The organism is Kocuria rosea (genome assembly GCF_023715525.1).
Classification (GTDB): domain Bacteria; phylum Actinomycetota; class Actinomycetes; order Actinomycetales; family Micrococcaceae; genus Kocuria; species Kocuria rosea_A.
In genome coordinates this window covers 95,568-119,358 of the sequence record NZ_JAMBOG010000011.1, presented here as the reverse complement: position 1 = coordinate 119,358, position 23,791 = coordinate 95,568, and the positions used below count along the sequence as shown (strand labels likewise).

Sequence of the window (23,791 nt, the reverse complement as noted above, 5' to 3'; positions counted from 1 at the left end):
GTACGCCCCCTCCCGGAACCAGGTGCCCCCCCGCATGACCCGCCCCGAGAACGCCCTGCGCGTCGCCACCGTCAACGTCAACGGCATCCGCGCCGCCTACAAGCGCGGCATGGCCGCCTGGCTCGCCGGGCGCGACGTCGACATCCTGTGCCTGCAGGAGGTCCGCGCCCCCGACAAGGTCGTCCGCGAGCTGCTCGACGAGCAGGTCTGGGACGTCCACCACGCCGAGGCCGCCGACAAGGGACGGGCCGGCGTCGCCGTCGCGACCCGCCGCGACGCCCACGGCGGGACGCTGCTGCCCACCGGCCGGCGGAACTCCATCGGCCACGAGCACTTCACGACGTCGGGCCGGTGGGTCGAGACCGACCACGCCCTGGCCGACGGCAGCACCCTCACCGTGGTCTCCGCCTACGTGCACTCCGGCGAGGTCGGCACGGTCCGCCAGGACGACAAGTTCCGGTTCCTCGACGTCATGACCGAGCGGCTGCCCGCGCTCGCCCGGACCAGCGACCACGTGCTCGTGGTGGGGGACATGAACGTCGGGCACACCGAGCTCGACATCAAGAACTGGAAGGGCAACGTCAAGAACGCCGGGTTCCTGCCGGAGGAGCGGGCCTACTTCGACCGGTTCTTCGGCGAGCACGGCTACCACGACGTGGCCCGCCGGCTCGCCGGTCCCGTCCCCGGCCCCTACACGTGGTGGTCCTACCGCGGCAAGGCGTTCGACACCGACGCCGGTTGGCGCATCGACTACCACATGGCCACGCCCGGGCTCGCCGAACGGGCCGTGACCGCCGTCGTGGACCGCGCCGCCTCCTACGACACCCGCTTCTCCGACCACGCCCCCGTGGTGGTCGACTACCGGCTCTGACCCCGGCGCCGAGCACCACCGAGCGCCACCGAGCGCCGCCGAGCATCACCGACCACCTCCGACCGAAGGACCCGCACCGTGACTGCTGACCCCGCCCCGTTCGACGTCCCCACCTCCGGCAGGCCGCGCGTGGTCTCCGGGGTGCAGCCCTCCGCGGACTCCCTGCACCTGGGCAACTACGTGGGCGCGGTGCGCAACTGGGTGGACATGCAGGACGACAACGAGTGCGTGTTTTTCGTCGCCGACCTGCACGCCATCACCGCCGAGCAGGACCCCGCCCGGCTCGCGGAGCGGACCCGGATCACCGTGGCCCAGTACATCGCCGCCGGCATCGACCCCGAGCGCTCCACCTTGCTGGTGCAGTCCCACGTCCCCGAGCACGCCCAGCTGGCGTGGGTGCTCAACTGCATCACCGGCTTCGGCGAGGCCTCGCGGATGACCCAGTTCAAGGACAAGTCCGCCAAGCAGGGCGCGGACAACGCCACGGTGGGGCTGTTCACCTACCCGGTGCTCATGGCCGCGGACATCCTCGTCTACCAGGCCCACCAGGTCCCGGTCGGCGAGGACCAGCGCCAGCACCTCGAGCTGACCCGCAACCTGGCCCAGCGCTTCAACGCCCGGTTCGGGGACACCTTCGTGGTGCCCGACGCGAAGATCCTCGCGGAGTCGGCGAAGATCTACGACCTGCAGAACCCCACGGCCAAGATGTCCAAGTCCGCGGCGTCCGAGAACGGGCTCCTGCGCCTGCTGGACCCGGCGAAGAAGAACGCGAAGAAGATCAAGTCGGCCGTGACCGACGACGGCACCGAGATCCGCTTCGACCGGGAGGCCAAGCCCGGGATCGCCAACCTGCTCACCATCTACTCCGCCCTGTCGGGGCGCACGGTCGACGACGTCGTCGCGGAGTACGAGGGCCGGATGTACGGCCACCTCAAGGTGGGACTGGCCGAGGTCGTCACCGAGACCCTCACCCCCATCCAGCAGCGGGCGCAGGAGCTGCTGGACGACCCGGCGGAGCTGGACCGGATCCTCGCCCGCGGCGCCGAGAAGGGCCGGGAGGTCACCGCCCGCACGCTCGCGACGGTCTACGACCGCGTGGGCTTCCTGCCCCGCCTCGGCGCCCCGGAGGGGCTGGGCTAGGCTGGATCCCGTCCCGTGAGGAGTTGAGTTGACCAGAACGCAGCAGTCTCCCACCCTCCGCCCCGGCCGGGTCTACGCCGGAGTGGTGATCGAGCTGCCCGAGCCCGTGGGCCGGGAGCTGCAGGACTGGCGCGCGTCCTTCGGGGACCCCGCGTCCTACGCCGTGCCCGCCCACATCACACTGATGATCGCCCCCCAGGAGGCGTGCTGGGACGACGTCGTCGAGCGCGTGCGCTCCGTGGCGCGCGACTGGCGGCCGTTCCGGGTGGAGATCAACGGCACCGGCACCTTCCGCCCGGTCACCCCGGTCGTCTACCTGCGGATCGGGGAGGGCGGCGAGGAGTGCCGGGCCCTGCACGAGGCCCTGCACGAGGAGCGGCTCGTCTCGGCGTCCCCCTTCGACTTCCACCCGCACGTCACCATCGCCCACGCCGTGGACGAGGAGGACCTCGACCGGGCCCAGGACATGCTGCGCACCTACCGCGCCGGGTTCCTCGTGGACCGGATCGGGCTCTACGAGCTCGACGTGGAGGGTGTGTGGCAGATCCGCGAGGAGTTCCCCTTCGAGGGCGGCGGGCGAGAGCGGGCCTGACCCGCGTGCCATGAGCACCCGCGCCCGGCCCCGCCCCGGCCCCGCCCCCGCGATGGCTCCGCGGGCGGTGGACCGGCACGGGCTGCGCCGGGAGGCACTGCGCCAGCGGGCCCTGCTGGACCGGGCGCGCGCGGAGGGCGCCGGGCCCGGCGCCGTGGCCGCCGGCCTGCTCATGGTGGGGCTCTGCGAGCTGTTCCGGCGCCTGCCCGTGCGGGTGGTCATGCACTACCTCTTCCACGGCGGGCCCCTCATGGCGGCCGGGCTGTCCTTCGTCCTGATCTTCGCGTCCACCGCGCTGCTCGTCGTGGGCTTCTCCGTGATCGGCGTGTTCCTGGGCAACGACCCCGTCGTGCGGGACACGGTGGTGGCGGCCGTGACCGCCCGGGTGCCCGGGCTGCTGGACACGGGAGCCGGGGGAGTGGTGCCCCTGGAGCTGCTCCAGGACACCCGCCCGTTCACCCTCGCCACCCTGATCGGCTCCGGCGTGCTGGTGTTCACGGGGTGGCGGTGGGTCGCGGGGGTCCGGCTGGCCTTCCGCCGGCTCTTCGAGGTGCCGCCCGCCCGCGGCCTGCCCATCGCCGCCGTCCCGCGGGACCTGCTGGGCCTCGTGATCCTGGGCGTGCTGCTCGCCCTGTCCGCGGCCGCCAACGGCGCCGCCTCCGGGCTGCTGGGCTTCCTCCTGGGCCTCGCCGCCGACCTCGGGTGGGGCGGCGGGCCGTCGTGGCTGGGGCACGGGCTCACCTGGGCCCTGTCCACCCTGCTGGTCGTCCTGCTCGACGCCCTGTTCGCCCTCGAGCTGGTCCGCGGCATCGCCGGGCTGCGGCTCACCCGCCGCGCCCTGCTGGCCACGGTGCTGGCCGCCGCCGCCGGCAACTTCCTGCTCCGCTACCTGGGCGGGACCGTGATCGCGAGCAGCACCGCCAACCCCTACCTGCTCTCCGCGGCCCTGATCATCGGCGTGCTGGTGTGGTTCTACCTGTTCAGCCAGGTCCTGCTCTTCTCCGCCGCCCTGGGCGCGATCGTCCAGGCCGACCAGCACGGCGGGCAGGTGCACCCGGCGCAGGAGGCCGTGGCGATCACCGTGGTGCCCGCCTCCACCCTGCCGCTGCCCCCCGGGGACCGCTGAGGTCCGCCGAGGCGGAGCACCGCTGAGGGTCCGACGACGACGGCGGCCCGCCTCCTGCGCGCAGGAGGCGGGCCGCCGTCGTGGGGTCCGGGGACCTTCACGGGGAACCGGTCACATGGAGCGGCTCAGGATCGCGTTCTTCACCTCGGCGATCGCCTTGGTGATCTGGATGCCGCGGGGGCAGGCCTCGGTGCAGTTGAAGGTCGTGCGGCAGCGCCACACGCCCTCCTTGTCGTTGAGGATCTCCAGGCGCAGGTCGCCGGCGTCGTCGCGGGAGTCGAAGATGAACCGGTGCGCGTTGACGATCGCGGCCGGACCGAAGTACTGGCCGTCGGTCCAGAACACCGGGCACGACGACGTGCACGCCGCGCACAGGATGCACTTGGTGGTGTCGTCGTAGCGGGCCCGGTCCTCCTGGGACTGGAAGCGCTCGTACGTGGGCTCGTTGCCGCCGGCCACGAGGAAGGGCATGATCTCGCGGTAGGACTGGAAGAACGGCTCCATGTCCACGATCAGGTCCTTCTCGCACGGCAGGCCCTTGATGGGCTCCACGGTGACGGGCTTGGACAGGTCGAGGTCCTTGAGCAGCACCTTGCAGGCGAGGCGGTTCTGGCCGTTGATGCGCATCGCGTCCGAGCCGCACACGCCGTGGGCGCAGGAGCGGCGGAAGACCAGCGTGCCGTCGATCTCCCACTTGACCTTGTGCAGGGCGTCCAGCACGCGGTCGGTGCCGTACATGGTGAGCTTGAACTCGTCCCAGCGGACCTCGTCCGAGACCTCCGGGTTGTACCGGCGGATCCGCAGGGTGAGGTCGAAGGTCGGGATGTCGGCGCGCTCGACGTCGTCCTGCACGTCGATCTTCGAGGCCGGGGCCGCGCCCTCGGCGTTCACCGCGGCCGGGTCCTGGGAACCGGCGACGTCCTGGGCGTCCACGGCGGGGGAGTCGGCGTCGGTCTTGTAGCCCGCACGGTCGTCCTGGGCGTGCCCGGGCGCCTGCCCGTGCTCCTGCACACGGTCCTGCGGGTCGTTGCTGCGGCCGTTCTCCGGCCGCTCGGGAGTGTGGGAAGGGGACATCAGTACTTACGCTCCATGGGCTCGTAGCGGGTGAAGATGACGGGCTTCGTCTCCTGACGGATCCCGGCGGTCGGCGACGAGGGGTCGAGGTAGACCATCGAGTGCGCCATGAAGTTCGCGTCGTCGCGGTCCGGGAAGTCCTCGCGGAAGTGGCCGCCGCGGGACTCCTGGCGGTGCAGCGCGGCCACGGTCATGACCTTGGCCAGCTGCAGCAGGAAGCCGAGCTCCACGGCCTCCAGCAGGTCCAGGTTGAACCGCTTGCCCTTGTCCTGGATCGAGATGTTCGCGTACCTGCGCTCGAGCGCCGCGATGTCGTCGAGGGCCGTCTGCAGGGTCTCGGCGGTGCGGAACACCTGGACGTTGAGGTCCATGGTGTCCTGCAGGTCCCGGCGGATCGCCCCGACCTTCTCGGTGCCGGTGCCGTTGCGGGCGTTGTCCAGGAGGGCGACCGTGGCGTCCAGGGCGTGGTCCGGGACGGGCACGAACTCCGCCTGCTGGGCGTACTCGGCGGCGTAGATCCCGGCGCGCTTGCCGAACACGTTGATGTCCAGCAGGGAGTTGGTGCCCAGGCGGTTGGACCCGTGCACGGACACGCACGCGACCTCGCCGGCGGCGTAGAGGCCCGGGACCACGGTCTCGTTGTCGGCGAGCACCTCGGCCTTGATGTTGGTCGGGATCCCGCCCATGACGTAGTGGCAGGTGGGGAACACCGGGACCGGCTCCGTGTAGGGCTCCACGCCCAGGTAGGTGCGGGCGAACTCGGTGATGTCCGGCAGCTTCGCGTCGATGTGCGCGGGCTCGAGGTGGGTCAGGTCGAGCAGGACGTAGTCCTTGTTCGGCCCGGCGCCGCGGCCCTCGCGCACCTCGTTGGCCATGGAACGGGCCACGATGTCGCGCGGGGCGAGGTCCTTGATGGTGGGGGCGTAGCGCTCCATGAACCGCTCGCCGTCCGCGTTGCGCAGGATCCCGCCCTCGCCGCGGGCGGCCTCGGAGACGAGGATGCCCAGCCCGGCCAGGCCGGTCGGGTGGAACTGGATGAACTCCATGTCCTCGAGGGGCAGGCCGTTGCGGAAGGCGATGGCCATCCCGTCGCCCGTGAGGGTGTGGGCGTTGGAGGTGGTCTTGAAGACCTTGCCGGCGCCGCCGGAGGCGAAGACCACGGACTTCGCCTGGAAGACGTGCAGCTCGCCGGTGGCGAGGTCGTAGGAGACGACGCCCGCGGTGCGGCGCTGGCCGTCGACCTCGGTCATGATCAGGTCCAGGACGTAGTACTCGTTGAAGAACTCCACGTTGTGCTTGATGCAGTTCTGGTAGAGCGTCTGGAGGATCATGTGCCCGGTGCGGTCGGCGGCGTAGCAGGCCCGGCGGACCGGGGCCTTGCCGTGGTCGCGGGTGTGGCCGCCGAAGCGGCGCTGGTCGATCTTCCCCTCCGGGGTGCGGTTGAAGGGCAGGCCCATCTTCTCCAGGTCGAGGACGGCGTCGATGGCCTCCTTGGCCATCACCTCCGCGGCGTCCTGGTCGACCAGGTAGTCACCGCCCTTGACCGTGTCGAAGGTGTGCCACTCCCAGTTGTCCTCCTCGACGTTGGCCAGGGCCGCGCACATGCCGCCCTGCGCCGCGCCGGTGTGGGAGCGCGTGGGGTACAGCTTGGTCAGTACGGCTGTGCGGGAGCGCTGGCCGGCCTCGATGGCGGCGCGCATACCGGCACCACCGGCGCCGATGATCACCACGTCGTACTTGTGAACCTGCATACCGGATGTTCTTTCTGTTCGGTGTTCGGAAGATGTTCTCGGTGCCCCGGTCGCCCTCGGCCGGACGGCAGAGAGCGGCCCGTCACGGGACGGGCCGCCGGGGCCGGGCTCAGCCCGCTTGGCAGAAGGACGCCAGCAGCTCGGCCTCCGCGCCGGTCGGGCAGGGCTCGAAGGTGAAGATCACCAGGGTGCCGAGCAGGATCACGAAGGCGGAGGTCACCGTCAGGAGCATCTTCAGCCAGAAGCGGGTGCGGTCGCGCTCGGCGTAGTCGTCGATGATCACGCGCAGGCCGTTGGTGCCGTGCAGCATCGCCAGCCACAGCAGCACGAGGTCGAAGACCTGCCAGAACGGGCTGGCCCACTTGCCGGCGACGAACGCGAAGTCCACGGCCTTGACGCCGCCCTCGGGCGAGACGAGGTTGACCCACAGGTGGACGAAGACGAGCGCCAGCAGGACGACGCCGGAGACGCGCATGAACAGCCATGCGTACATCTCGAAGTTGTTGCGCTTGGTGGAGGCGCGGTTGTACTTGGTGCCGTTGACCTCGAGGTCCTTGCTGCGGGGGACCGAGATGCGTGCCTTGAGCGGAGTGCTCATGTGATTAACCCCCGAAGACGTGAGTGAGGTGACGGACGAGGAACGGGATCATGACGACCAGCCACAGGGCGAGCACGCCCCACAGCATCTGCTTCTGGTACTTGGTGCCGTAGCGCCAGAAGTCGATCAGGATGATGCGCAGGCCGTTGAACGCGTGGTAGACGATGGCGGCGACCAGGCCGGCCTCGCCGAGGCCCATGATCGGGTTCTTGTAGGTCGCCATGACCGCGTTGTAGGCCTCGGGCGAGACCCGCACGAGCGCGGTGTCGAGGACGTGGACCAGAAGAAAGAAGAAGATGGCCACGCCCGTGATGCGGTGAGCGACCCAGGACCACTGGCCGTGGGCCTGGCCGCGGTACAAGGTGCCCCTGAAGGTGCCCTCGGATGTCTTCGCCACTGAAAAACCTCCCTGAGTCGCTCGCCGTCGTGCGCTCTTGAAAACCGGGAATTCGCACTGCGCACAACGGGAGCGGAGCCCTGCGGACTCTGTGTCGGATATTGCGCGAGTTCCCTTCCACGATACCAGTACGGACGATGTTTACTGACACCCTGTCCCCCTCCGTGGCGCCGATATCGCGCACGGCGGACGGGCCGTTCGGACCCCGCCGCGCCGAGGCCGTAAGGTGAGGAGCGTGACCACTCCCCTCGCGCACTTCCACCCTTTCGTCCCCGCCGGCGGAGTCGGGTCCCGCCTGTGGCCGCTGTCCCGGGCCGACGCCCCGAAGTTCCTGCTGGACCTCACCGGGTCGGGCTCGTCCCTGCTGCGGGCCACCTACGACCGGCTCGCCGGGCTCAGCGACGGCCGGGTCATGGTGGTCACCGGCCGCACCCACGCCGCCGCGGTCTGCGAACAGCTGCCGGAGCTCACGGAGGAGGAGCTGGTCCTCGAGCCCTCCCCCAAGGACTCCGCCGCGGCCATCGGGCTCGCCTGCATGCTGATCCAGCGCCGCGACCCCGACGCGATCGTCGGCTCCTTCGCCGCCGACCACGTCATCGAGCCGGCCGAGGCCTTCCACGACGTGGTCCGGGAGGCCGTCACCGCGGCAGCGTCGGGGCGGATCGTGACCATCGGCATCCCGCCGAGCTCCCCGGCGACCGGCTTCGGCTACATCCGGGCGGGGGCGCCCCTGGGGCTGGCCGGCGCCCCGCACGCCCTGCAGGTCGAGCAGTTCGTCGAGAAGCCCGACGAGGAGACCGCCCGTGCGTACGTGGCGAGCGGCGACTACACGTGGAACGCCGGGATGTTCGTGGCCCCCGCCGCCCTGATGCTGCGCCACCTCGAGGCCGGCGAGCCCGCGCTCTACGCCGGGCTGGCGGAGATCGCCGACGCCTGGGGCACGCCCGCGCAGGAGGAGGTCGTCGACCGGGTCTGGCCCGGGCTGCCCAAGACCGCCATCGACTACGCCGTGGCGGAGCCCGCGGCGGCCGCCGGGGACGTCGCCATGGTGCCCGCCACCTTCACGTGGGACGACGTCGGGGACTTCGCGGCGATCCGGCGGCTCAACCGCGTCGACCCGGAGGCGGACTGCGACGTCGCGGTCCTGGGGGAGAACAGCCGGGTGCTCGCGGACAGCTCCACGGGCATCGTCGTCTCGGACACCGGCCGGCTCGTGGCCCTGATCGGGGTGGAGGACATCGTCGTCGTCGACACCGCCGACGCCCTGCTGGTGACCACCCGTGAGCACGCCCAGCGCGTCAAGGACGCCGTCAGCGCCCTCAAGCAGAACGGCGACACGGACGTCCTCTGAGGCACGCGGGTGCGCGCAGGGGGAACCGGACCCGGGAGTATCCTGGTCAGATGCCTGACGCGTCCCCCGCCACCGCCCCCGCCTCCGTGGAGGCCGGGCTGCCGCCCGCCATCGGCCCGCTGCTCAAGCGGTACCTGCCGGACCTCGTCTCGTTCCGCCGGGACCTGCACCGCCACCCGGAGCTGTCCTACCAGGAGTTCCGCACCACGGACCGGATCGTGGCGGCGCTGGAGAACATGGGCCTGGCCCCGAAGCGGCTCGCGGACACCGGGTGCTACGTGGACATCGGGCACGGGCCGATCGCCGTGGGCCTGCGGGCGGACATCGACGCCCTGCCCATCCAGGAGGCCACCGGCCTCGACTTCTCCTCGGTCAACGACGGGGTGGCCCACTCCTGCGGCCACGACATCCACGCGACCGTGATGGTCGGCGTCGCCAAGGTGCTCGCCGACCTGCACCGCACCGCCCACATCGCCGGGACCGTGCGGATCGTCTTCCAGCCCGCGGAGGAGCAGCTGCCGGGCGGCGCCCTCGGGGTGATCCGGCAGGGCGTGCTCGAGGGCGTGCCGCGCATGTTCGCCCTGCACTGCGAGCCCAAGGTCGACGTCGGGCAGGTGGGCACCCGGATCGGGGCGATCACCTCCGCGTCGGACACCGTGCGGATCGAGTTCGCGGGCCGGGGCGGCCACACCTCCCGCCCGCACCTGACGCAGGACCTCGTGTACGCGATGGCGCAGGTCGCCGTGAACGTCCCGGCGGTGCTGTCCCGGCGGATCGACGCCCGCTCGGGCGTGGCCGTGGTGTGGGGCCAGATGCACGCCGGCGTGGCGCCCAACGCGATCCCCGCCACGGGGTTCATGTCCGGGACGATGCGCTGCCTCGACGCCGAGGCGTGGCACCGGGCCGGGAAGCTGCTCGACGAGGTCGTCCACCAGGTCGCGGCGCCCTACGGCGTGGACGTGGCGCTCGAGCACATCCGCGGCGTGCCCCCCGTGGTCAACGGGGAGGTCGAGACCACCATGATCGAGAACGCCGCCCGCGCCGAGCTCGGCGAGGACGCGGTGGTGCTGGTGCACCAGTCCATGGGCGGCGAGGACTTCGCGTGGTTCCTCCAGGAGGTGCCCGGCGCCATGATGCGGCTGGGCACGCGCACCCGCGGGGGGCACACCTACGACCTGCACCAGTCGGACTACGTCGCGGACGAGGCGGCCATCGGGTGCGGGGTGCAGGTGATGGCCAGCACCGCCCTGCGGGCCATCCGGCTGCACGCCCGCGAGACGCACCGGACCCCCGTGCCGGACCAGGCCTGACCCGGGCCCGCGTGAGCGCGAATTAACGTCCCGCTCCGGCGGGGCGGCTTCTACCCCTGGGTAGAATGGCACCACGCCGCGCGTCCCCGCGCGGACGAGACCCGTTGCCCGCCGCCGGGTCACCCCCGTCTCCTGGAGGAACCATGACCACGTCATCCCGGACGTCCCGAGGCTCCCGCGGCCTCTCCGCCGCCGCGCTGCTCGGCGTCTCCGCCCTCGTCCTCGCCGGCTGCGGCGCCGCCCCCGAGGAGGGCGGCGAGGCCTCGGGCGAGACCACCGACTTCACGGGCTGCATCGTCTCCGACTCCGGCGGGTTCCAGGACCGCTCCTTCAACCAGAACTCCTACGAGGGCCTGCAGGCCGCGCAGGAGAGCATGGGCATCGAGGTCAACCAGGCCGAGTCCCAGGCCGAGACGGACTTCGAGCCCAACCTCAACTCCATGGTGCAGTCCGGGTGCGACCTCACGCTGTCCGTGGGCTTCCTGCTCGCGGACGCGACCCGGGCCGTCGCCGAGGCCAACCCCGAGGCCCACTTCGCCATCGTGGACGACGCCTCGATCGAGCTCGACAACGTCAAGCCGCTCGTCTACAACACCGCCGAGGCGGCGTTCCTCGCCGGCTACCTGGCCGCGGGCAGCACCCAGAGCGGGACCGTGGCGACCTACGGCGGCATGGACATCCCGACCGTGACGGTGTTCATGGACGGCTTCGCCGACGGCGTGGCCCACTACAACGAGGTCAAGGGCGAGAACGTCCGGCTGCTGGGCTGGGACAAGGACGCGCAGGACGGCACCTTCGTCAACAGCTTCACCGACACCTCGGCCGCGAAGACCACCACCCAGAACTTCATCAACGAGGGGGCCGACATCGTCCTCCCCGTGGCCGGCCAGGCCGCCCTCGGCACCCTGGACGCCGTGGTGGAGGCCAACGACGGCGGCCGCGAGGTCCGCTTCGTGTGGGTCGACGCCGACGGCTACGAGACCCTCGACCAGGGCAAGCAGTACCAGCTCACCTCCGTGCTCAAGCAGATGAGCACCTCCGTGCAGGACGTCGTCGAGACCGCCGCGGGCGGCCAGTTCGACAACACCCCGTACGTGGGTACCCTCGAGAACGAGGGCGTCGGCATCGCCCCGTTCCACGACCAGCAGGAGGCCGTGGGGGAGGAGCTCGCCGCGGAGGTCGAGCAGCTGCGGCAGGACATCATCGCGGGCACGATCACCGTCGAGTCCCAGAACTCGCCGCAGGCCTGATCCGGGCCACCCGCGACCACCGCACCCACCGCCGCCAGCGACGGCCCCGGCCGCCGCTGGCGGCGGTGGCGTGCCCGCCCGGGGCCGGCGCACGGCCCAGGAGGAGGACCACCCGACCATGAAGCTGGAACTGCAGTCCATCACGAAGCGCTTCGGTTCCTTCGCGGCCAACGAGGACATCGACCTCGTCGTGGAGCCCGGGCAGATCCACTGCCTGCTCGGCGAGAACGGCGCCGGCAAGTCGACCCTGATGAACGTCCTGTACGGGCTCTACCGGCCCACGGAGGGACGCATCCTCGTCGACGGCGCCGAGGTGTCCTTCAAGGGCCCCGCGGACGCCATGGCCGCCGGGATCGGCATGGTCCACCAGCACTTCATGCTGGTGCCCGTGTTCACCGTCGCGGAGAACGTGGCCCTCGGCGCGGAGAGCACCCGCGGCGCCACCCTGGACCTGGAGACGACCCGGCGGCGGATCCGGGAGATCTCCGACCGCTACGGCTTCCACGTGGACCCCGACGCGGTCGTCGAGGACCTGCCAGTGGGGGTGCAGCAGCGCGTCGAGATCATCAAGGCCCTCGTGCGGGAGGCCCAGGTGCTCATCCTCGACGAGCCCACGGCGGTGCTCACCCCGAAGGAGACCGACGAGCTGCTCGCGATCATGCGCCAGCTGCGGGCCTCGGGGAAGTCCATCCTCTTCATCTCCCACAAGCTGCGCGAGGTCAAGGAGGTCTCCGACGTCATCACGGTGGTCCGCCGCGGCCGCGTCGTGGGCCAGACCTCCCCGGAGGCGTCCACCTCCGAGCTCGCCGCCCTGATGGTGGGCCGCGACGTGTCCCTGACCGTCACCAAGGACGAGGCCGAGCCGGGGGAGTGCGCCCTGGACGTCTCCGGACTGACCGTGGTCGGGGACAACGGCGTGAAGCTGCTCGACGACGTCAGCTTCACCGTCGCCCGCGGCGAGATCCTCGCCGTGGCCGGCGTGCAGGGCAACGGGCAGACCGAGCTCGCCGAGGCCGTCCTGGGCCTGCGCGAGCGCGCCACCGGGTCGGTGCGCCTCAACGGCAAGGAGCTGCTCGGCCGCTCGGTGCGCCAGGTCCTCGACGCCGGCGTCGGCTTCGTCCCGGAGGACCGCTCCACCGACGGGCTCGTGGGTCCGTTCACCGTGGCGGAGAACCTCGTGCTGGACCTCTACGGCGACGACCGCTTCTCCCGGGGCCCGTCCCTGCGCCTGGGCGAGGTCGAGGCCAACGCCCGCCGCGCCGTCGAGCAGTTCGACGTGCGCACCCCGTCGGTGGACGCGCCCGTGCAGACCCTCTCGGGCGGCAACCAGCAGAAGGTCGTGATCGCCCGGGAGCTCTCGCGGCCCCTCGAGCTGTTCATCGCCTCCCAGCCCACCCGCGGCGTCGACGTCGGGTCCATCGAGTTCATCCACGAGCAGATCGTCGCGGAGCGGGACAAGGGCGTCCCCGTGCTGATCGTCTCCACCGAGCTCGACGAGGTCTACGCCCTCGCCGACCGCATCGCCGTGTTCTTCCACGGCCGGATCATGGGCATCGTCGGGCCCGACACCCCGCGGGACGTCCTCGGGCAGATGATGGCCGGCGCGAGCGCCCACGAGGCGTCCGCGGCCGCCCACGAGTCCACCGCGCAGCACACGAAGGAGCAGGCATGAGTGCCACCGAGGCCGCCGCGGCGGCCCCCGACCAGCAGGCGGCGCCGCCGCCCACGGCCACCACGCCCGACGCCGCGCGGCGCACCTGGACGGGCGCGGCCCTGCAGTCCGTGCTCGCGATCGTCGCGGCGCTCGTGCTCGGCGGGCTGCTCATCGCCCTGACGGACGAGGCGGTCTCCGAGGCCGCGGGCTACTTCTTCGCCCGCCCCGGGGACACGCTCTCCGCGATGTGGGCGGCCGCGTCCTCGGCCTACGAGGCCATGTTCTACGGCGCGGTCTACAACCCCGGCGGCGACACGTTCGCGCAGCGGGTCTACCCGCTCACCGAGACCCTCACCGTGGCCACCCCCCTGGTCCTCGCCGGCCTCGCCGTCGCCGTGGCGTTCCAGGCGGGCCTGTTCAACATCGGGGCCCAGGGCCAGCTGCTCGTCGGCGCGACCCTGGCCGCGTACGTGGGCTTCGCGTGGCAGCTGCCCACGGGCCTGCACCTGCTCGCCGTCGTCGTCGCCGGCGCCGTGGGCGGGGCGCTGTGGGGGGCGGTCGTCGGGCTGCTCAAGGCCCGCACGGGCGCGCACGAGGTGATCCTGACGATCATGCTCAACTACATCGCGCTGAACCTCGTCGCCTGGCTGCTCACGCAGCCGGCGTTCCTACGGCCCGGGTCGTCCAACCCGATCAGCCCCCAGCTCGCGGACACCGCGATGTTCCCCAAGCTGCTGGGCGAGCAGTTCCGCCTGCACTGGGGCTTCGCGCTCGCCGTGCTCGCGACCGTGTTCGTCGCGTGGCTGCTCAAGCGCTCGACCGTCGGCTTCGAGCTGCGCGCCGTCGGTGCGAACCCGCGCGCCGCCCGGACCGCCGGCATCTCCGTGACCCGGGGCTTCGTCGTGGTCATGGTGCTCGCGGGCGCCCTCGCCGGCCTGGCCGGCGTCGCCCAGGTGGCGGGCACCGAGCGGGCCCTCACCTCCGGGGTCGCCGCGTCATTCGGCTTCGACGCCATCACCGTGGCCCTGCTGGGCCGCTCCAAGCCGTGGGGCACGTTCTTCGCCGGCCTGCTCTACGGGGCGTTCCGCGCCGGGGGCGTCACCATGCAGTCCATGACCGGGACCAACATCGACATCGTGCTCGTCGTGCAGTCCCTGATCGTCCTGTTCATCGCCCTTCCGCCGCTGCTGAAGACCGGCAGCGGCCGCGCCCGGCCCCGCCGCGGCCGGGGCGCCACCGCCGCCACCGAGGGGGTCCAGGCATGAGCCCGCACCATGAGTCACGGCGTCCCGACGCGGCGCCCTGGGCCGGCGGCAGCACCGCGGTCGGCGCCGCGGCGCCCCCGCTCGAGTCAGAGCTGTCCACCGCCGCGGCCAACGAGGTCGTGGGCGTGCGCAGCTGGCGCACCCCCGTGGTCCTCGCCCTGCTGAGCCTGGTCGGCCTGGTCCTGTTCGGCCTCAGCGCCCCGGACACCCGGGTGGCGTTCCGCGTCTCCGAGGAGGGTGACCTCTTCCGCGTGCCGGACCTCGCGGTCAACGGCGTGCTGTGGGGCTGGCTCGCCGTGGCCGTGCTGGCCGCCGTGACGGTCCTCGCGTTCCTGCGCGCCCGGGCGGGGGCGCACCTGCCCCGGTGGGCGGTGGCCGCCTTCGGCTTCTTCTTCGTCACCGGCTTCCTCGTGTGGGTCGTGGGCAGCTCCCGCACCCCGGACGTGTCCCTGTCCGGGCTGCTCGCCGGGTCCGTGGCGCTGGCGATCCCGCTGATCTTCGGTTCCCTCGGCGGGCTGCTGTGCGAGCGCTCCGGCGTGGTGAACATCGCGATCGAGGGCCAGCTGCTGTTCGGGGCGTTCGCCGCGGCCGTGGCCGGCTCCCTGTCCGGCAGCGCCTGGGTGGGCCTGCTGACCGCCGTCCTGGGCGCCGCCCTCGTCTCGCTCGTGCTCGCGGTGTTCTCGATCGGCTACAAGGTCAACCAGGTCATCGTGGGTGTGGTGCTCAACGTGCTCGTCTCCGGGCTCACCGGGTTCCTCTTCGCCACGGTGCTCGAGCCCAACGCGAGCGTCTTCAACGCCCCGCCGCGGCTGCCCCGCTTCGCGGTGCCCGTGCTCTCGGAGATCCCGGTGGTCGGCCCGATCCTCTTCGACCAGTCCGTGATCGGCTACCTCATGTACGCCGCGGTCGCGCTCGTGTGGTTCGCCCTCTACCGGACCCGTTGGGGCCTGCGCACCCGGGCCGTGGGCGAGCACCCCAAGGCCGCCGACACCCTCGGCGTGCGGGTCAACGCCCTGCGCTTCCGCAACGTGGTGCTCGGCGGCATGGTCGCCGGCATCGGCGGGGCCTTCTACACCCTGGTCTCCGTCTCCGCGTTCACCCGCGACATGACCTCCGGGGCGGGCTACATCGCCCTGGCGGCGCTGATCTTCGGTCGGTGGAACCCGATCGGGGCGCTGCTCGCCTCCCTGCTGTTCGGCTTCGCCTCCAACCTGCAGTCGATCCTGTCGTTCCTGGGCACCCCCGTGCCCAGCCAGTTCCTCGCCATGCTCCCGTACATCGTGACGATCCTGGCGGTGGCCGGGCTCGTGGGCGCCTCGCGCGCGCCCGCGGCCTCCGGCCAGCCCTACACCAAGGAGTGAGCGCCCCGTGAGCACCGACCCCGCCCCCCGGCCGCCGGCCGCGGCCCCCGGCGGCGACCCCGCCGGCACCACGGCCGGCGCCGTCGACTGGGAGCTGCTGCGGGAGGCCGCCGTGGCCGCCCGCGAGCACGCCTACGTCCCGTACTCCCGCTTCCCCGTGGGCGCCGCCGCGCTGACGGAGGACGGGCGGGTGGTCTCCGGCTGCAACGTGGAGAACGCCTCCTACGGGCTGACGCTGTGCGCCGAGTGCACCCTCGTCTCCGCCCTGCACATGTCCGGCGGCGGGCGGCTCGTCGCGTTCGTGTGCGTGGACGGCTGCGGCGACGTGCTCATGCCCTGCGGGCGCTGCCGGCAGCTGCTGCACGAGCACCGGGCCCCGGGCCTGCAGCTGCTCACCGTCTCCGGCGTGAGGACGATGGCCGAGGTCCTCCCCGACGCCTTCGGCCCCGAGAACCTCTAGCACCCCTCGAAAGGACCCCCATGACCGAGCAGTTCGACGCCGTCGACGTCATCCGGACCAAGCGCGACGGCGGCACGCTCTCGCCCGAGCAGATCGCGTGGGTCGTGGACGCCTACACCCGCGGCGTCGTGGCCGAGGAGCAGATGAGCGCCCTGGCCATGGCCGTGTTCCTGCGCGGGATGGCCCGCGAGGAGATCGCGCGCTGGACGCAGGCGATGATCGCGTCGGGGGAGCGGATGGACTTCTCGCAGCTCGTGCGCTCCGGGGCGCGCTCGGCCACCGCGGACAAGCACTCCACCGGCGGCGTGGGGGACAAGATCACCCTCCCGCTGGCCCCCCTCGTGGCGGTCCACGGGGTCGCCGTGCCGCAGCTGTCCGGCCGCGGCCTCGGGCACACCGGGGGCACCCTGGACAAGCTCGAGTCGATCCCCGGGTGGCGGGCGGCGCTGTCCAACGAGCAGATGCTGGCCCAGCTGCGGGACGTCGGCGCCGTGATCTGCGCGGCCGGCTCCGGCCTGGCCCCCGCGGACAAGAAGCTCTACGCGCTGCGGGACGTCACCGGCACGGTCGAGTCCATCCCGCTGATCGCCTCCTCGATCATGTCCAAGAAGATCGCCGAGGGCACCCAGTCGCTCGTGCTGGACGTCAAGGTGGGCTCCGGCGCGTTCATGAAGGACCTCGCCTCCGCCCGCGAGCTCGCCCGCACCATGGTCGACCTCGGCACGGACGCCGGGGTGGGCACCACCGCGCTGCTCACCGACATGTCGACGCCCCTGGGCCTGACCGTGGGCAACGCCGTCGAGGTCCAGGAGTCGGTCGACGTCCTCGCCGGGGGCGGACCGGCCGACGTCGTCGAGCTCACCGTGGCGCTGGCCGCCGAGATGCTCGAGGCCTCCGGCATCACCGGGGTGGACCCCGCCGACGCGCTGCGGGACGGGCGCGCGATGGACGTGTGGCGGGCCATGGTCTCCGCGCAGGGGGGCGACCCCGACGCCCCGCTCCCGCAGGCCCGCGAGTCCGAGACGCTCACCGCGCCGGCCGACGGCGTGCTGGCCGAGCTCGACGCGTACAAGGTCGGGGTCGCGGCCTGGCGCCTGGGCGCGGGCAGGGCCCGCAAGGAGGACCCGGTGCAGGCCGGGGCCGGGATCGTCCTGCACGCCAAGCCGGGCGAGCCCGTGCGCGCCGGCCAGCCGCTGATGACGCTGCTCACGGACACCCCCGAGCGCTTCGCCCGCGCCCGGGAGGTGCTCGAGGGCGCGGCCGTGGTCTCCCCCGGCGCCCCGGCGGACGGGCCGCGCCGCGCGGTGGTGCTCGAGACCGTGCGCTGAGCACCGGCAGCGCGTCCGAGGGGCGCGCCTATACTGCGGAGAGCACCAGCGAAACGAGAACCGAGGGCGTGCGCACGCGCTCAGAAGGGTGGGTCCAGGTGGGTCTGCGAGGAATGTTCCGGAAGAACTCGGCCGGCGAGGAGGCCGGCCGGGAGGCCGGGGAGCCGGAGCGCTCCGCGGCCCCGGCCGCCCCCACCGAGCGGGGAGCGGACGAGGCCCGGGAGCTGCCGGGCGAGGGCCCCCTGGCGTCCATCGTGGAGCGGCTCACCGCGCGCGGCGCCGACCGGGCGGTGCTCACCCTGGTCCAGCGCGGCAACACCATGACCCACCAGACCGAGCAGTCCGTGGGCGACGTGGCGCCGTCGGTGGAGTCGGGCACCGTGGACCAGGACTCCCCGCTCTTCGACGCGGTCGCGGACCTCTACAGCGAGGCCATGACCTCCCCGCGCGGCGCCTGGCACCGCGCGCGGATCGAGGTGGGCCCCGAGCGGGACGGGGTCCGTCCCGTCGTGACGACCTACGGCTTCGCCGACGGGGCCGAGACCGTGGACACCTGGCACTCCGGCCGGCCCACCCCGGAGGCGCCCGCCAGCGCCGTGGGCACGCAGGACGCCGCGGAGGACCGCCACGCCCCGGCCGGACCGGCCGACGAGCCGCCGGGCGCCGATGAGCCGGGCGCCGATGAGCCGGGCGCCGATGAGCCGGGTGCCGAGCCGCCGGCCGACCGGGACCCGGTGACCGCCCCCGCAGCCGTCCCCGACGCCGAGCCCGCGCCCGTGACCTCCGGCGTCCCCGTCATCACCGAGGTCGAGGACAGCGCCGGGTCCACGGCCGCCGCCGCGACCGCGCCGGCCGCCCCGGCCCCGGACGCCGGCGGGGAGCGCGTCCCCGACCACGTCGACCACGAGGAGTGGCACGAGGACGTCGAGCCGGCCGCCCCGACGGGCCCGGCCGCGGCGACGGCCGCCGCTGCCGCCGCCGGGACCGCCGCCGCGGGGGAGGACCACGACACGTCCGCCCCCGAGACCGCCGTGACCACCGACGTCTCCCCGTCCTACCGGGCCCCCGCCGAGCTGCTGGACCGGCCCTCCCCGGAGAAGCTGGCGGACGGCAACCTCGTGCTCAAAGAGGTCGAGGTCCTGCGCCGGCTCGCCGACGCCCAGCGGCGGCTGTTCGGGGAGGACGGCACGGCGATGGACGTCTCCACGGTCCTCGTGCGGGTGCGCGCCCTCGGCACCTACTACGACGCCCTGACCCACGTGCGCAAGAACGGCTTCTGGGACCAGCGCCGCACCTTCGACCTCGTCCCCGAGGAGCTGCTGCACGTGCAGGAGCTCAAGGACGCGTCCTACGTGGAAGGCGCCGGGGCACCGGTGGCCATGATGTTCCGCTTCCGCCCGGGCATCCCGCCGGAGGTGTCCTTCGACTACGCGGACGAGGAGGCGTTCGTGCGCTACGAGGAGCGCCTGCCCGCGCAGAACTATCTCGAGGAGCTGCGGATGTACCCCCGCACCGGGGCGAACATCCCGCAGCACATGAACGAGGCCCTGCAGGACTGGAACTACTGAGACCACGATGCTGACCTCCGCCGAGCACCCACCCGCCCGCGTGCCGGAGGGCATCCTCCGCGACCTGCCCAAGGTGTGCCTGCACGACCACCTCGACGGCGCCCTGCGCCCGGCCACGGTCGTCGAGCTCGCCGCCGCGGCCGGGCACCGCCTGCCCGTCGAGGCGCCCGAGGCCCTCGGGCGGTGGATGCGCACGAGCGCCGACTCGGGCTCGCTGGAGCGCTACCTCGAGACCTTCGAGCACACGGTCGCGGTCATGCAGACCCCCGAGGCCCTCGTGCGCTGCGCCCGGGAGTACGTCGAGGAGCTCGTGGCCGACGGCGTGGTGCACGCCGAGGTCCGCTGGGCCCCCGAGCAGCACACCGCCGGCGGGCTGTCGATGGCCGAGGCCGTGGAGGCCGTGCGGCTGGGGCTCTCCGAGGGGGTGCTCGCGGCCGAGGACGCCGGGCACATCGTGTCCGTCACCCAGATCCTGTGCGCGATGCGCCACGGGGACCGCTCCCTCGAGGTCGCCCGGCTCGTCGTGGACAACCGCGACCGCGGGGTCGTGGCCTTCGACCTCGCGGGCCCCGAGGACGGGTTCCCGCCCGCCCGCCACCGGGCGGCCCTCGAGCTGCTCGCGGACGAGCTCATGCCCGTGACCCTGCACGCGGGGGAGGCGGCGGGGATCGGCTCGATCCGCGACGCGCTCGCCACGGGCCGCGCCCTGCGGCTGGGCCACGGGGTGCGCATCGCGGAGGACATCGACATCGACTACCTGGAGGACGTCGCCGTGGTGGACCTGGGCCGGACCGCCGAGTGGGTGCGGGACCGGGGGATCGCGCTGGAGGTCTGCCCGAGCTCCAACCTGCAGACCGGCGCGGTCGCCGCCTTCGGCTCCGCCCCCACCCAGCACCCCGTGGACATGCTCTACCGCACGGGCTTCACGGTGACGATCTCCCCGGACAACCGCCTGATGAGCGGCACATCGGTCACGGACGAGCTCGGCTTCCTCGTCGAGCACTTCGGCTACGGGCTGGAGGACCTGGAGCGGCTGCAGCGCAACGCCGCCGCCGCGGCGTTCCTGCCGCTCGAGGACCGCAGCGCGCTGGACGGGCTGATCACCGAGGGCTTCGAAGGGCTCTCCGCATGAGCCAGGGACACGGCACCGACGGGGCCGACGACGTCGGCGGGACCGCCCTGGGCGTCCCGGACCGCACGGGGCAGCGGTTCGCGGAGCTCGTGGCCGTGATGGACCGGCTGCGCTCCCCGGGCGGCTGCGCGTGGGACGGGCAGCAGACCCACGAGTCCCTCGTGCGCTACCTCGTGGAGGAGGCCTACGAGGTCGTCGAGGCGATCGAGGCCGAAGGCGGCCCGGCGGCCCACCCGCAGCTGCTCGTCGAAGAGCTCGGCGACGTGCTGCTGCAGGTCGTCTTCCACGCCCGCGTGGCCCAGGAGCGGCCCCGCGAGGCGGGCGGGTTCGACGTCTCAGACGTGCTCGAGGCGATCACCAGCAAGCTCGTGCGCCGCCACCCCCAGGTCTTCGGGGCCGGCGCGGCTGGCGACGTGGCGGGGGAGCACACCCTCGAGCAGCTGCACGCCCGCTGGGAGGACCTCAAGAAGGAGGAGAAGCCCGAGCGCACCGGGCCCTTCGACGGGATCCCGCCCCACCTGCCCGCCCTGGCCCTCGCCGAGAAGACCCTGGCCCGGGCCCGCAAGAACGGGCTCGAGCCCGCCCGCCCCGAGGACCCCGCAGGACCGCGCACCGAGGAGGAGCTCGGCGAGGCGCTGTTCGCGCTCGTGCGCTCGGGCTCGGCGCACGGCCTCGACGCCGAGCGCGCCCTGCGCGGGGCGACCCGCGCGTACGTGCGCGAACGCGACGGCGGCTGAACCCGGGTCCGGGGCGCTCCGCGACGCCCGGGGGCGGCGCAGGACGCCGCCGACTCGCTAGGCTGGACCCGCTGGGGCCAGCACGCCCTCCCACCACGACGTCAGGAGCTTTTCATGGCCATGATCACCGCAGTGCACGCCCGCCAGATCCTCGACTCCCGCGGCAACCCGACCGTGGAGGTCGAGGTCCTGCTGGAGGACGGCAGCTACGGCCGGGCCGCGGTGCCCTCGGGCGCCTCGACCGGTGAGTTCGAGGCCGTCGAGCGCCGCGACGGCGACAAGAGCGTCTACCTCGGCAAAGGGGTGCTCGACGCCGTCAAGGCCGTCGACGAGGAGATCGCCGAGGCCGTCATCGGGCTCGACGCCACCGACCAGCGCCTGATCGACCGCACCATGCTGGACCTGGACGGCACCGACAACAAGGGCAACCTGGGGGCGAACGCGATCCTGGGGGTCTCCCTCGCCGTGGCCCGCGCCGCCGCCAACGCCGCCGACCTCGAGCTCTACAAGTACCTGGGCGGCCCGAACGCCCACGTGCTGCCCGTCCCGATGCTGAACATCCTCAACGGCGGCTCCCACGCGGACTCCAACGTGGACATCCAGGAGTTCATGATCGCCCCCATCGGCGCCCCGACCTTCTCCGAGGCCCTGCGCACCGGCGTGGAGGTCTACCACTCGCTGAAGTCCGTGCTCCACGACCGCGGCCTGTCCACCGGCCTGGGCGACGAGGGCGGCTTCGCCCCGAACCTCGAGTCCAACCGCGCCGCGCTGGACCTGATCTCCGAGGCCATCGAGAAGGCCGGCTACACCGTGGGCACCGACGTCGCGCTCGCCCTCGACGTCGCCTCCTCCGAGTTCTTCGAGGACGGCAAGTACAACTTCGAGGGCAAGCAGCTCAGCTCCGACGAGATGGCCGCGTACTACGAGGAGCTCGTGCGCGACTACCCGCTGGTGTCCATCGAGGACCCCCTGGACGAGAACGACTGGGAGGGCTGGAAGACCCTGACCGCCTCCGTGGGCACGCAGGTCCAGCTCGTGGGCGACGACCTGTTCGTGACCAACCCCGAGCGCCTGGCGCGCGGCATCGAGGAGGGCGCCGGCAACGCGCTGCTGGTGAAGGTCAACCAGATCGGCTCGCTCACGGAGACCTTCGACGCGATCTCCCTCGCCCAGCGCCACATGTTCCACTGCATGATCTCCCACCGCTCGGGGGAGACCGAGGACACCACGATCGCCGACATCGCGGTGGCCACCAACGCCGGGCAGATCAAGACCGGTGCGCCCGCCCGCTCCGAGCGCGTGGCGAAGTACAACCAGCTGCTGCGCATCGAGGAGGAGCTCGGGGACGCCGCCCGCTACGCCGGCGCCTCCGCCTTCCCGCGCTACACCGCGAAGTGACCGCGGCCGCCTGAACGGGCGGTCCCGAGCGTGCGGGCCCGGCCCCCGGCCGGCCGGGCCCGCACGGGCGCTACACTGGTGCCCGTCCCCGATCCCGCCCCGTGAGGTCCGCATGCCCGCTTCCCGCCCTCCCACCACCCGCCTGCTCGGCGGGCGGGACGCCGCGCGGAGCCGGGCGGAACGGGCGCCGCGCCAGCAGACCGGCTCGACCGCCGTGGGGACGCCGACCCCCGCCCGGACCTTCAGCGGCCGGTTCCTCGCCCTGACGCTCGTGGCGGTGCTCATCGTCTTCCTCGCGGCGCCGACCACCAAGATCTGGCTCGAGCAGCGCGCCGAGATCGCCGCCCTCGAGCGCTCGATCGCGGACATGCAGGCGGAGCAGGCGTCCCTGGAGCACCAGGTGGACCAGTGGTCGGACGAGACCTACGTCAAGCAGCAGGCCCGCGACCGGCTGCTCTACGTCATGCCGGGGGAGCGCTCCTACCTCGTGGTCGGCGCCGAGGAGATGGAGGGCGCCGTGGTGGACTCCTCCGCGGCGCAGGTCGAGGCGGACAAGCCCGCGTGGGTCGACGCCCTGTGGCAGTCCGTCGTGGCCTCCGCCTACGACGACACCCCCGGCACCCCGGGAGCCACCGGGGACGCCCAGCAGAGCGAGAGCACCGGCGGCACCGGGAGCTCCGCGAGCACCGCCCCGGAGGCCACCACCGGGGCCGACGACCAGCCGCAGGACGCGGCGACGGACAGCCGCGGCACGGCCGCGGAGTGAGGAACGGCGTGAACGACCAGCACGGACACGAGACCGGCGACGGTGCGGCCCCCGCCCCCCGGGGCCTCGGGGTGACGGCCGGCACGGTCGAGCCCACGCCCCTGGACCTGCAGGTGCTCTCCCGCCAGCTCGGGCGCCCGGTGCGCGACGTCGTCGAGATCCCCGCCCGCTGCACGTGCGGCAACCCGCTCGTGGCGGCCACCGCGCCGCGGCTGGCCAACGGGACCCCGTTCCCCACGGTCTTCTACCTGGCGCACCCCGTGGTCACGTCCGCGGTCTCCCGGCTCGAGGCCGGCGGGCTGATGTACGAGATGTCCGACCGGCTCGGCTCCGACGAGCGGCTCGCCGCCGGCCACCGGGCCGCGCACGAGGACTACCTCGCGGAGCGCGCCCGGATCGGGGCGAAGGCCGGCACCGGCCCGGTCCCCGAGATCGAGGGCATCTCCGCCGGCGGCATGCCCGTGCGGGTCAAGTGCCTGCACGTGCTCGCCGGGCACGCGCTGGCCGCCGGCCGGGGCGTGAACCCCCTCGGCGACGAGACCCTCGACGCCATCGCGCAGTGGTGGACCCCCCAGGCCTGCCACTGCGACCCCGCCTGGCGCGACGCCTGAGCCGGCCCCTGCCACCACCCCCGCCCGCACCCCCCACCCCTGAGGACGTCC

At 72.9% G+C, this 23,791-nt stretch carries 22 protein-coding genes; 18 read left to right on the top strand and 4 right to left on the bottom strand.

Features of this window, described 5'->3' with window-relative positions; genetic code table 11:
- Positions 1 to 34: 34 nt before the first annotated feature.
- From M3185_RS10025 to M3185_RS10010, 4 genes are all read left to right on the top strand, one after another.
- Positions 35 to 871, top strand: coding sequence for an exodeoxyribonuclease III (locus M3185_RS10025; RefSeq protein WP_251333535.1), 837 nt, complete (start codon positions 35 to 37; stop codon positions 869 to 871).
- 78 nt (positions 872 to 949) lie between these two features.
- Positions 950 to 2,011: a tryptophan--tRNA ligase gene (gene trpS, locus M3185_RS10020; RefSeq protein ID WP_251333522.1), complete on the top strand. Its 1,062-nt coding sequence runs from the start codon at positions 950 to 952 to the stop codon at positions 2,009 to 2,011.
- A gap of 28 nt (positions 2,012 to 2,039) precedes the next feature.
- On the top strand, positions 2,040 to 2,603 hold the full coding sequence (locus tag M3185_RS10015; protein ID WP_251333521.1) for a 2'-5' RNA ligase family protein: 564 nt from the start codon (positions 2,040 to 2,042) through the stop codon (positions 2,601 to 2,603).
- A gap of 10 nt (positions 2,604 to 2,613) precedes the next feature.
- Entirely contained in the window at positions 2,614 to 3,729 is a 1,116-nt protein-coding gene (locus M3185_RS10010) for a YhjD/YihY/BrkB family envelope integrity protein (RefSeq protein ID WP_251333520.1), read from the top strand.
- A gap of 111 nt (positions 3,730 to 3,840) precedes the next feature.
- Here the strand turns inward: M3185_RS10010 and M3185_RS10005 are convergent, their stop codons facing one another.
- The 4 genes from M3185_RS10005 to sdhC all read right to left on the bottom strand — a co-directional run bounded on the left by M3185_RS10005 (position 3,841) and on the right by sdhC (position 7,549).
- Positions 3,841 to 4,620, bottom strand: coding sequence for a succinate dehydrogenase iron-sulfur subunit (locus M3185_RS10005; RefSeq protein WP_251333534.1), 780 nt, complete (start codon positions 4,618 to 4,620; stop codon positions 3,841 to 3,843).
- Between the two features lie 182 nt (positions 4,621 to 4,802).
- The gene (gene sdhA / locus M3185_RS10000) at positions 4,803 to 6,554 is read right to left on the bottom strand and encodes a succinate dehydrogenase flavoprotein subunit (protein WP_251333519.1); all 1,752 of its coding nucleotides are present in this window, start codon (positions 6,552 to 6,554) and stop codon (positions 4,803 to 4,805) included.
- 109 nt (positions 6,555 to 6,663) lie between these two features.
- Positions 6,664 to 7,152: a succinate dehydrogenase hydrophobic membrane anchor subunit gene (locus M3185_RS09995; RefSeq protein WP_251333518.1), complete on the bottom strand. Its 489-nt coding sequence runs from the start codon at positions 7,150 to 7,152 to the stop codon at positions 6,664 to 6,666.
- Positions 7,153 to 7,156: 4 nt separating this feature from the next.
- Complete coding sequence (gene sdhC, locus M3185_RS09990) at positions 7,157 to 7,549, bottom strand: succinate dehydrogenase, cytochrome b556 subunit (protein WP_251333517.1); 393 nt, start codon at positions 7,547 to 7,549, stop codon at positions 7,157 to 7,159.
- Positions 7,550 to 7,784: 235 nt separating this feature from the next.
- Between sdhC and M3185_RS09985 the strand changes: the two genes are divergently transcribed.
- The 14 genes from M3185_RS09985 (at position 7,785) to M3185_RS09920 (ending at position 23,740) form a co-directional block, all read left to right on the top strand.
- Positions 7,785 to 8,900 (top strand): mannose-1-phosphate guanylyltransferase, encoded by a 1,116-nt coding sequence (locus tag M3185_RS09985; RefSeq protein ID WP_251333516.1) that lies wholly within the window; start codon positions 7,785 to 7,787, stop codon positions 8,898 to 8,900.
- Positions 8,901 to 8,950: 50 nt separating this feature from the next.
- Complete coding sequence (locus tag M3185_RS09980; protein ID WP_251333515.1) at positions 8,951 to 10,210, top strand: amidohydrolase; 1,260 nt, start codon at positions 8,951 to 8,953, stop codon at positions 10,208 to 10,210.
- 143 nt (positions 10,211 to 10,353) lie between these two features.
- Positions 10,354 to 11,460, top strand: a complete 1,107-nt coding sequence (locus tag M3185_RS09975) for a BMP family lipoprotein (RefSeq protein WP_251333514.1) — start codon at positions 10,354 to 10,356, stop codon at positions 11,458 to 11,460.
- A gap of 118 nt (positions 11,461 to 11,578) precedes the next feature.
- Positions 11,579 to 13,132 (top strand): ABC transporter ATP-binding protein, encoded by a 1,554-nt coding sequence (locus M3185_RS09970; RefSeq protein WP_251333513.1) that lies wholly within the window; start codon positions 11,579 to 11,581, stop codon positions 13,130 to 13,132.
- Positions 13,129 to 14,379 carry an ABC transporter permease gene (locus M3185_RS09965; protein ID WP_251333512.1) on the top strand — a complete coding sequence of 417 codons (1,251 nt, stop codon included), beginning with the start codon at positions 13,129 to 13,131 and terminating at the stop codon, positions 14,377 to 14,379. Before M3185_RS09970 ends, M3185_RS09965 begins: the two co-directional genes overlap by 4 nt.
- On the top strand, positions 14,376 to 15,740 hold the full coding sequence (locus M3185_RS09960) for an ABC transporter permease (RefSeq protein WP_251333511.1): 1,365 nt from the start codon (positions 14,376 to 14,378) through the stop codon (positions 15,738 to 15,740). The genes M3185_RS09965 and M3185_RS09960 overlap by 4 nt, the downstream gene beginning before the upstream one ends.
- Before the next feature lie 94 nt (positions 15,741 to 15,834).
- Positions 15,835 to 16,200: a cytidine deaminase gene (locus M3185_RS09955; protein WP_251333533.1), complete on the top strand. Its 366-nt coding sequence runs from the start codon at positions 15,835 to 15,837 to the stop codon at positions 16,198 to 16,200.
- A 20-nt stretch (positions 16,201 to 16,220) separates the two neighbouring features.
- Positions 16,221 to 17,528, top strand: a complete 1,308-nt coding sequence (locus tag M3185_RS09950; RefSeq protein ID WP_251333510.1) for a thymidine phosphorylase — start codon at positions 16,221 to 16,223, stop codon at positions 17,526 to 17,528.
- Positions 17,529 to 17,641: 113 nt separating this feature from the next.
- On the top strand, positions 17,642 to 19,096 hold the full coding sequence (locus M3185_RS09945) for a hypothetical protein (protein WP_251333509.1): 1,455 nt from the start codon (positions 17,642 to 17,644) through the stop codon (positions 19,094 to 19,096).
- 7 nt (positions 19,097 to 19,103) lie between these two features.
- Positions 19,104 to 20,228 carry an adenosine deaminase gene (locus M3185_RS09940; protein WP_251333508.1) on the top strand — a complete coding sequence of 375 codons (1,125 nt, stop codon included), beginning with the start codon at positions 19,104 to 19,106 and terminating at the stop codon, positions 20,226 to 20,228.
- Complete coding sequence (locus M3185_RS09935; RefSeq protein ID WP_251333507.1) at positions 20,225 to 20,965, top strand: MazG family protein; 741 nt, start codon at positions 20,225 to 20,227, stop codon at positions 20,963 to 20,965. Before M3185_RS09940 ends, M3185_RS09935 begins: the two co-directional genes overlap by 4 nt.
- Before the next feature lie 114 nt (positions 20,966 to 21,079).
- On the top strand, positions 21,080 to 22,363 hold the full coding sequence (gene eno, locus M3185_RS09930; RefSeq protein WP_251333506.1) for a phosphopyruvate hydratase: 1,284 nt from the start codon (positions 21,080 to 21,082) through the stop codon (positions 22,361 to 22,363).
- A gap of 112 nt (positions 22,364 to 22,475) precedes the next feature.
- Positions 22,476 to 23,129 carry an FtsB family cell division protein gene (locus M3185_RS09925; RefSeq protein WP_251333505.1) on the top strand — a complete coding sequence of 218 codons (654 nt, stop codon included), beginning with the start codon at positions 22,476 to 22,478 and terminating at the stop codon, positions 23,127 to 23,129.
- Positions 23,130 to 23,137: 8 nt separating this feature from the next.
- Positions 23,138 to 23,740, top strand: a complete 603-nt coding sequence (locus M3185_RS09920; RefSeq protein WP_374238492.1) for a DUF501 domain-containing protein — start codon at positions 23,138 to 23,140, stop codon at positions 23,738 to 23,740.
- The last annotated feature ends 51 nt before the right edge of the window (positions 23,741 to 23,791 follow it).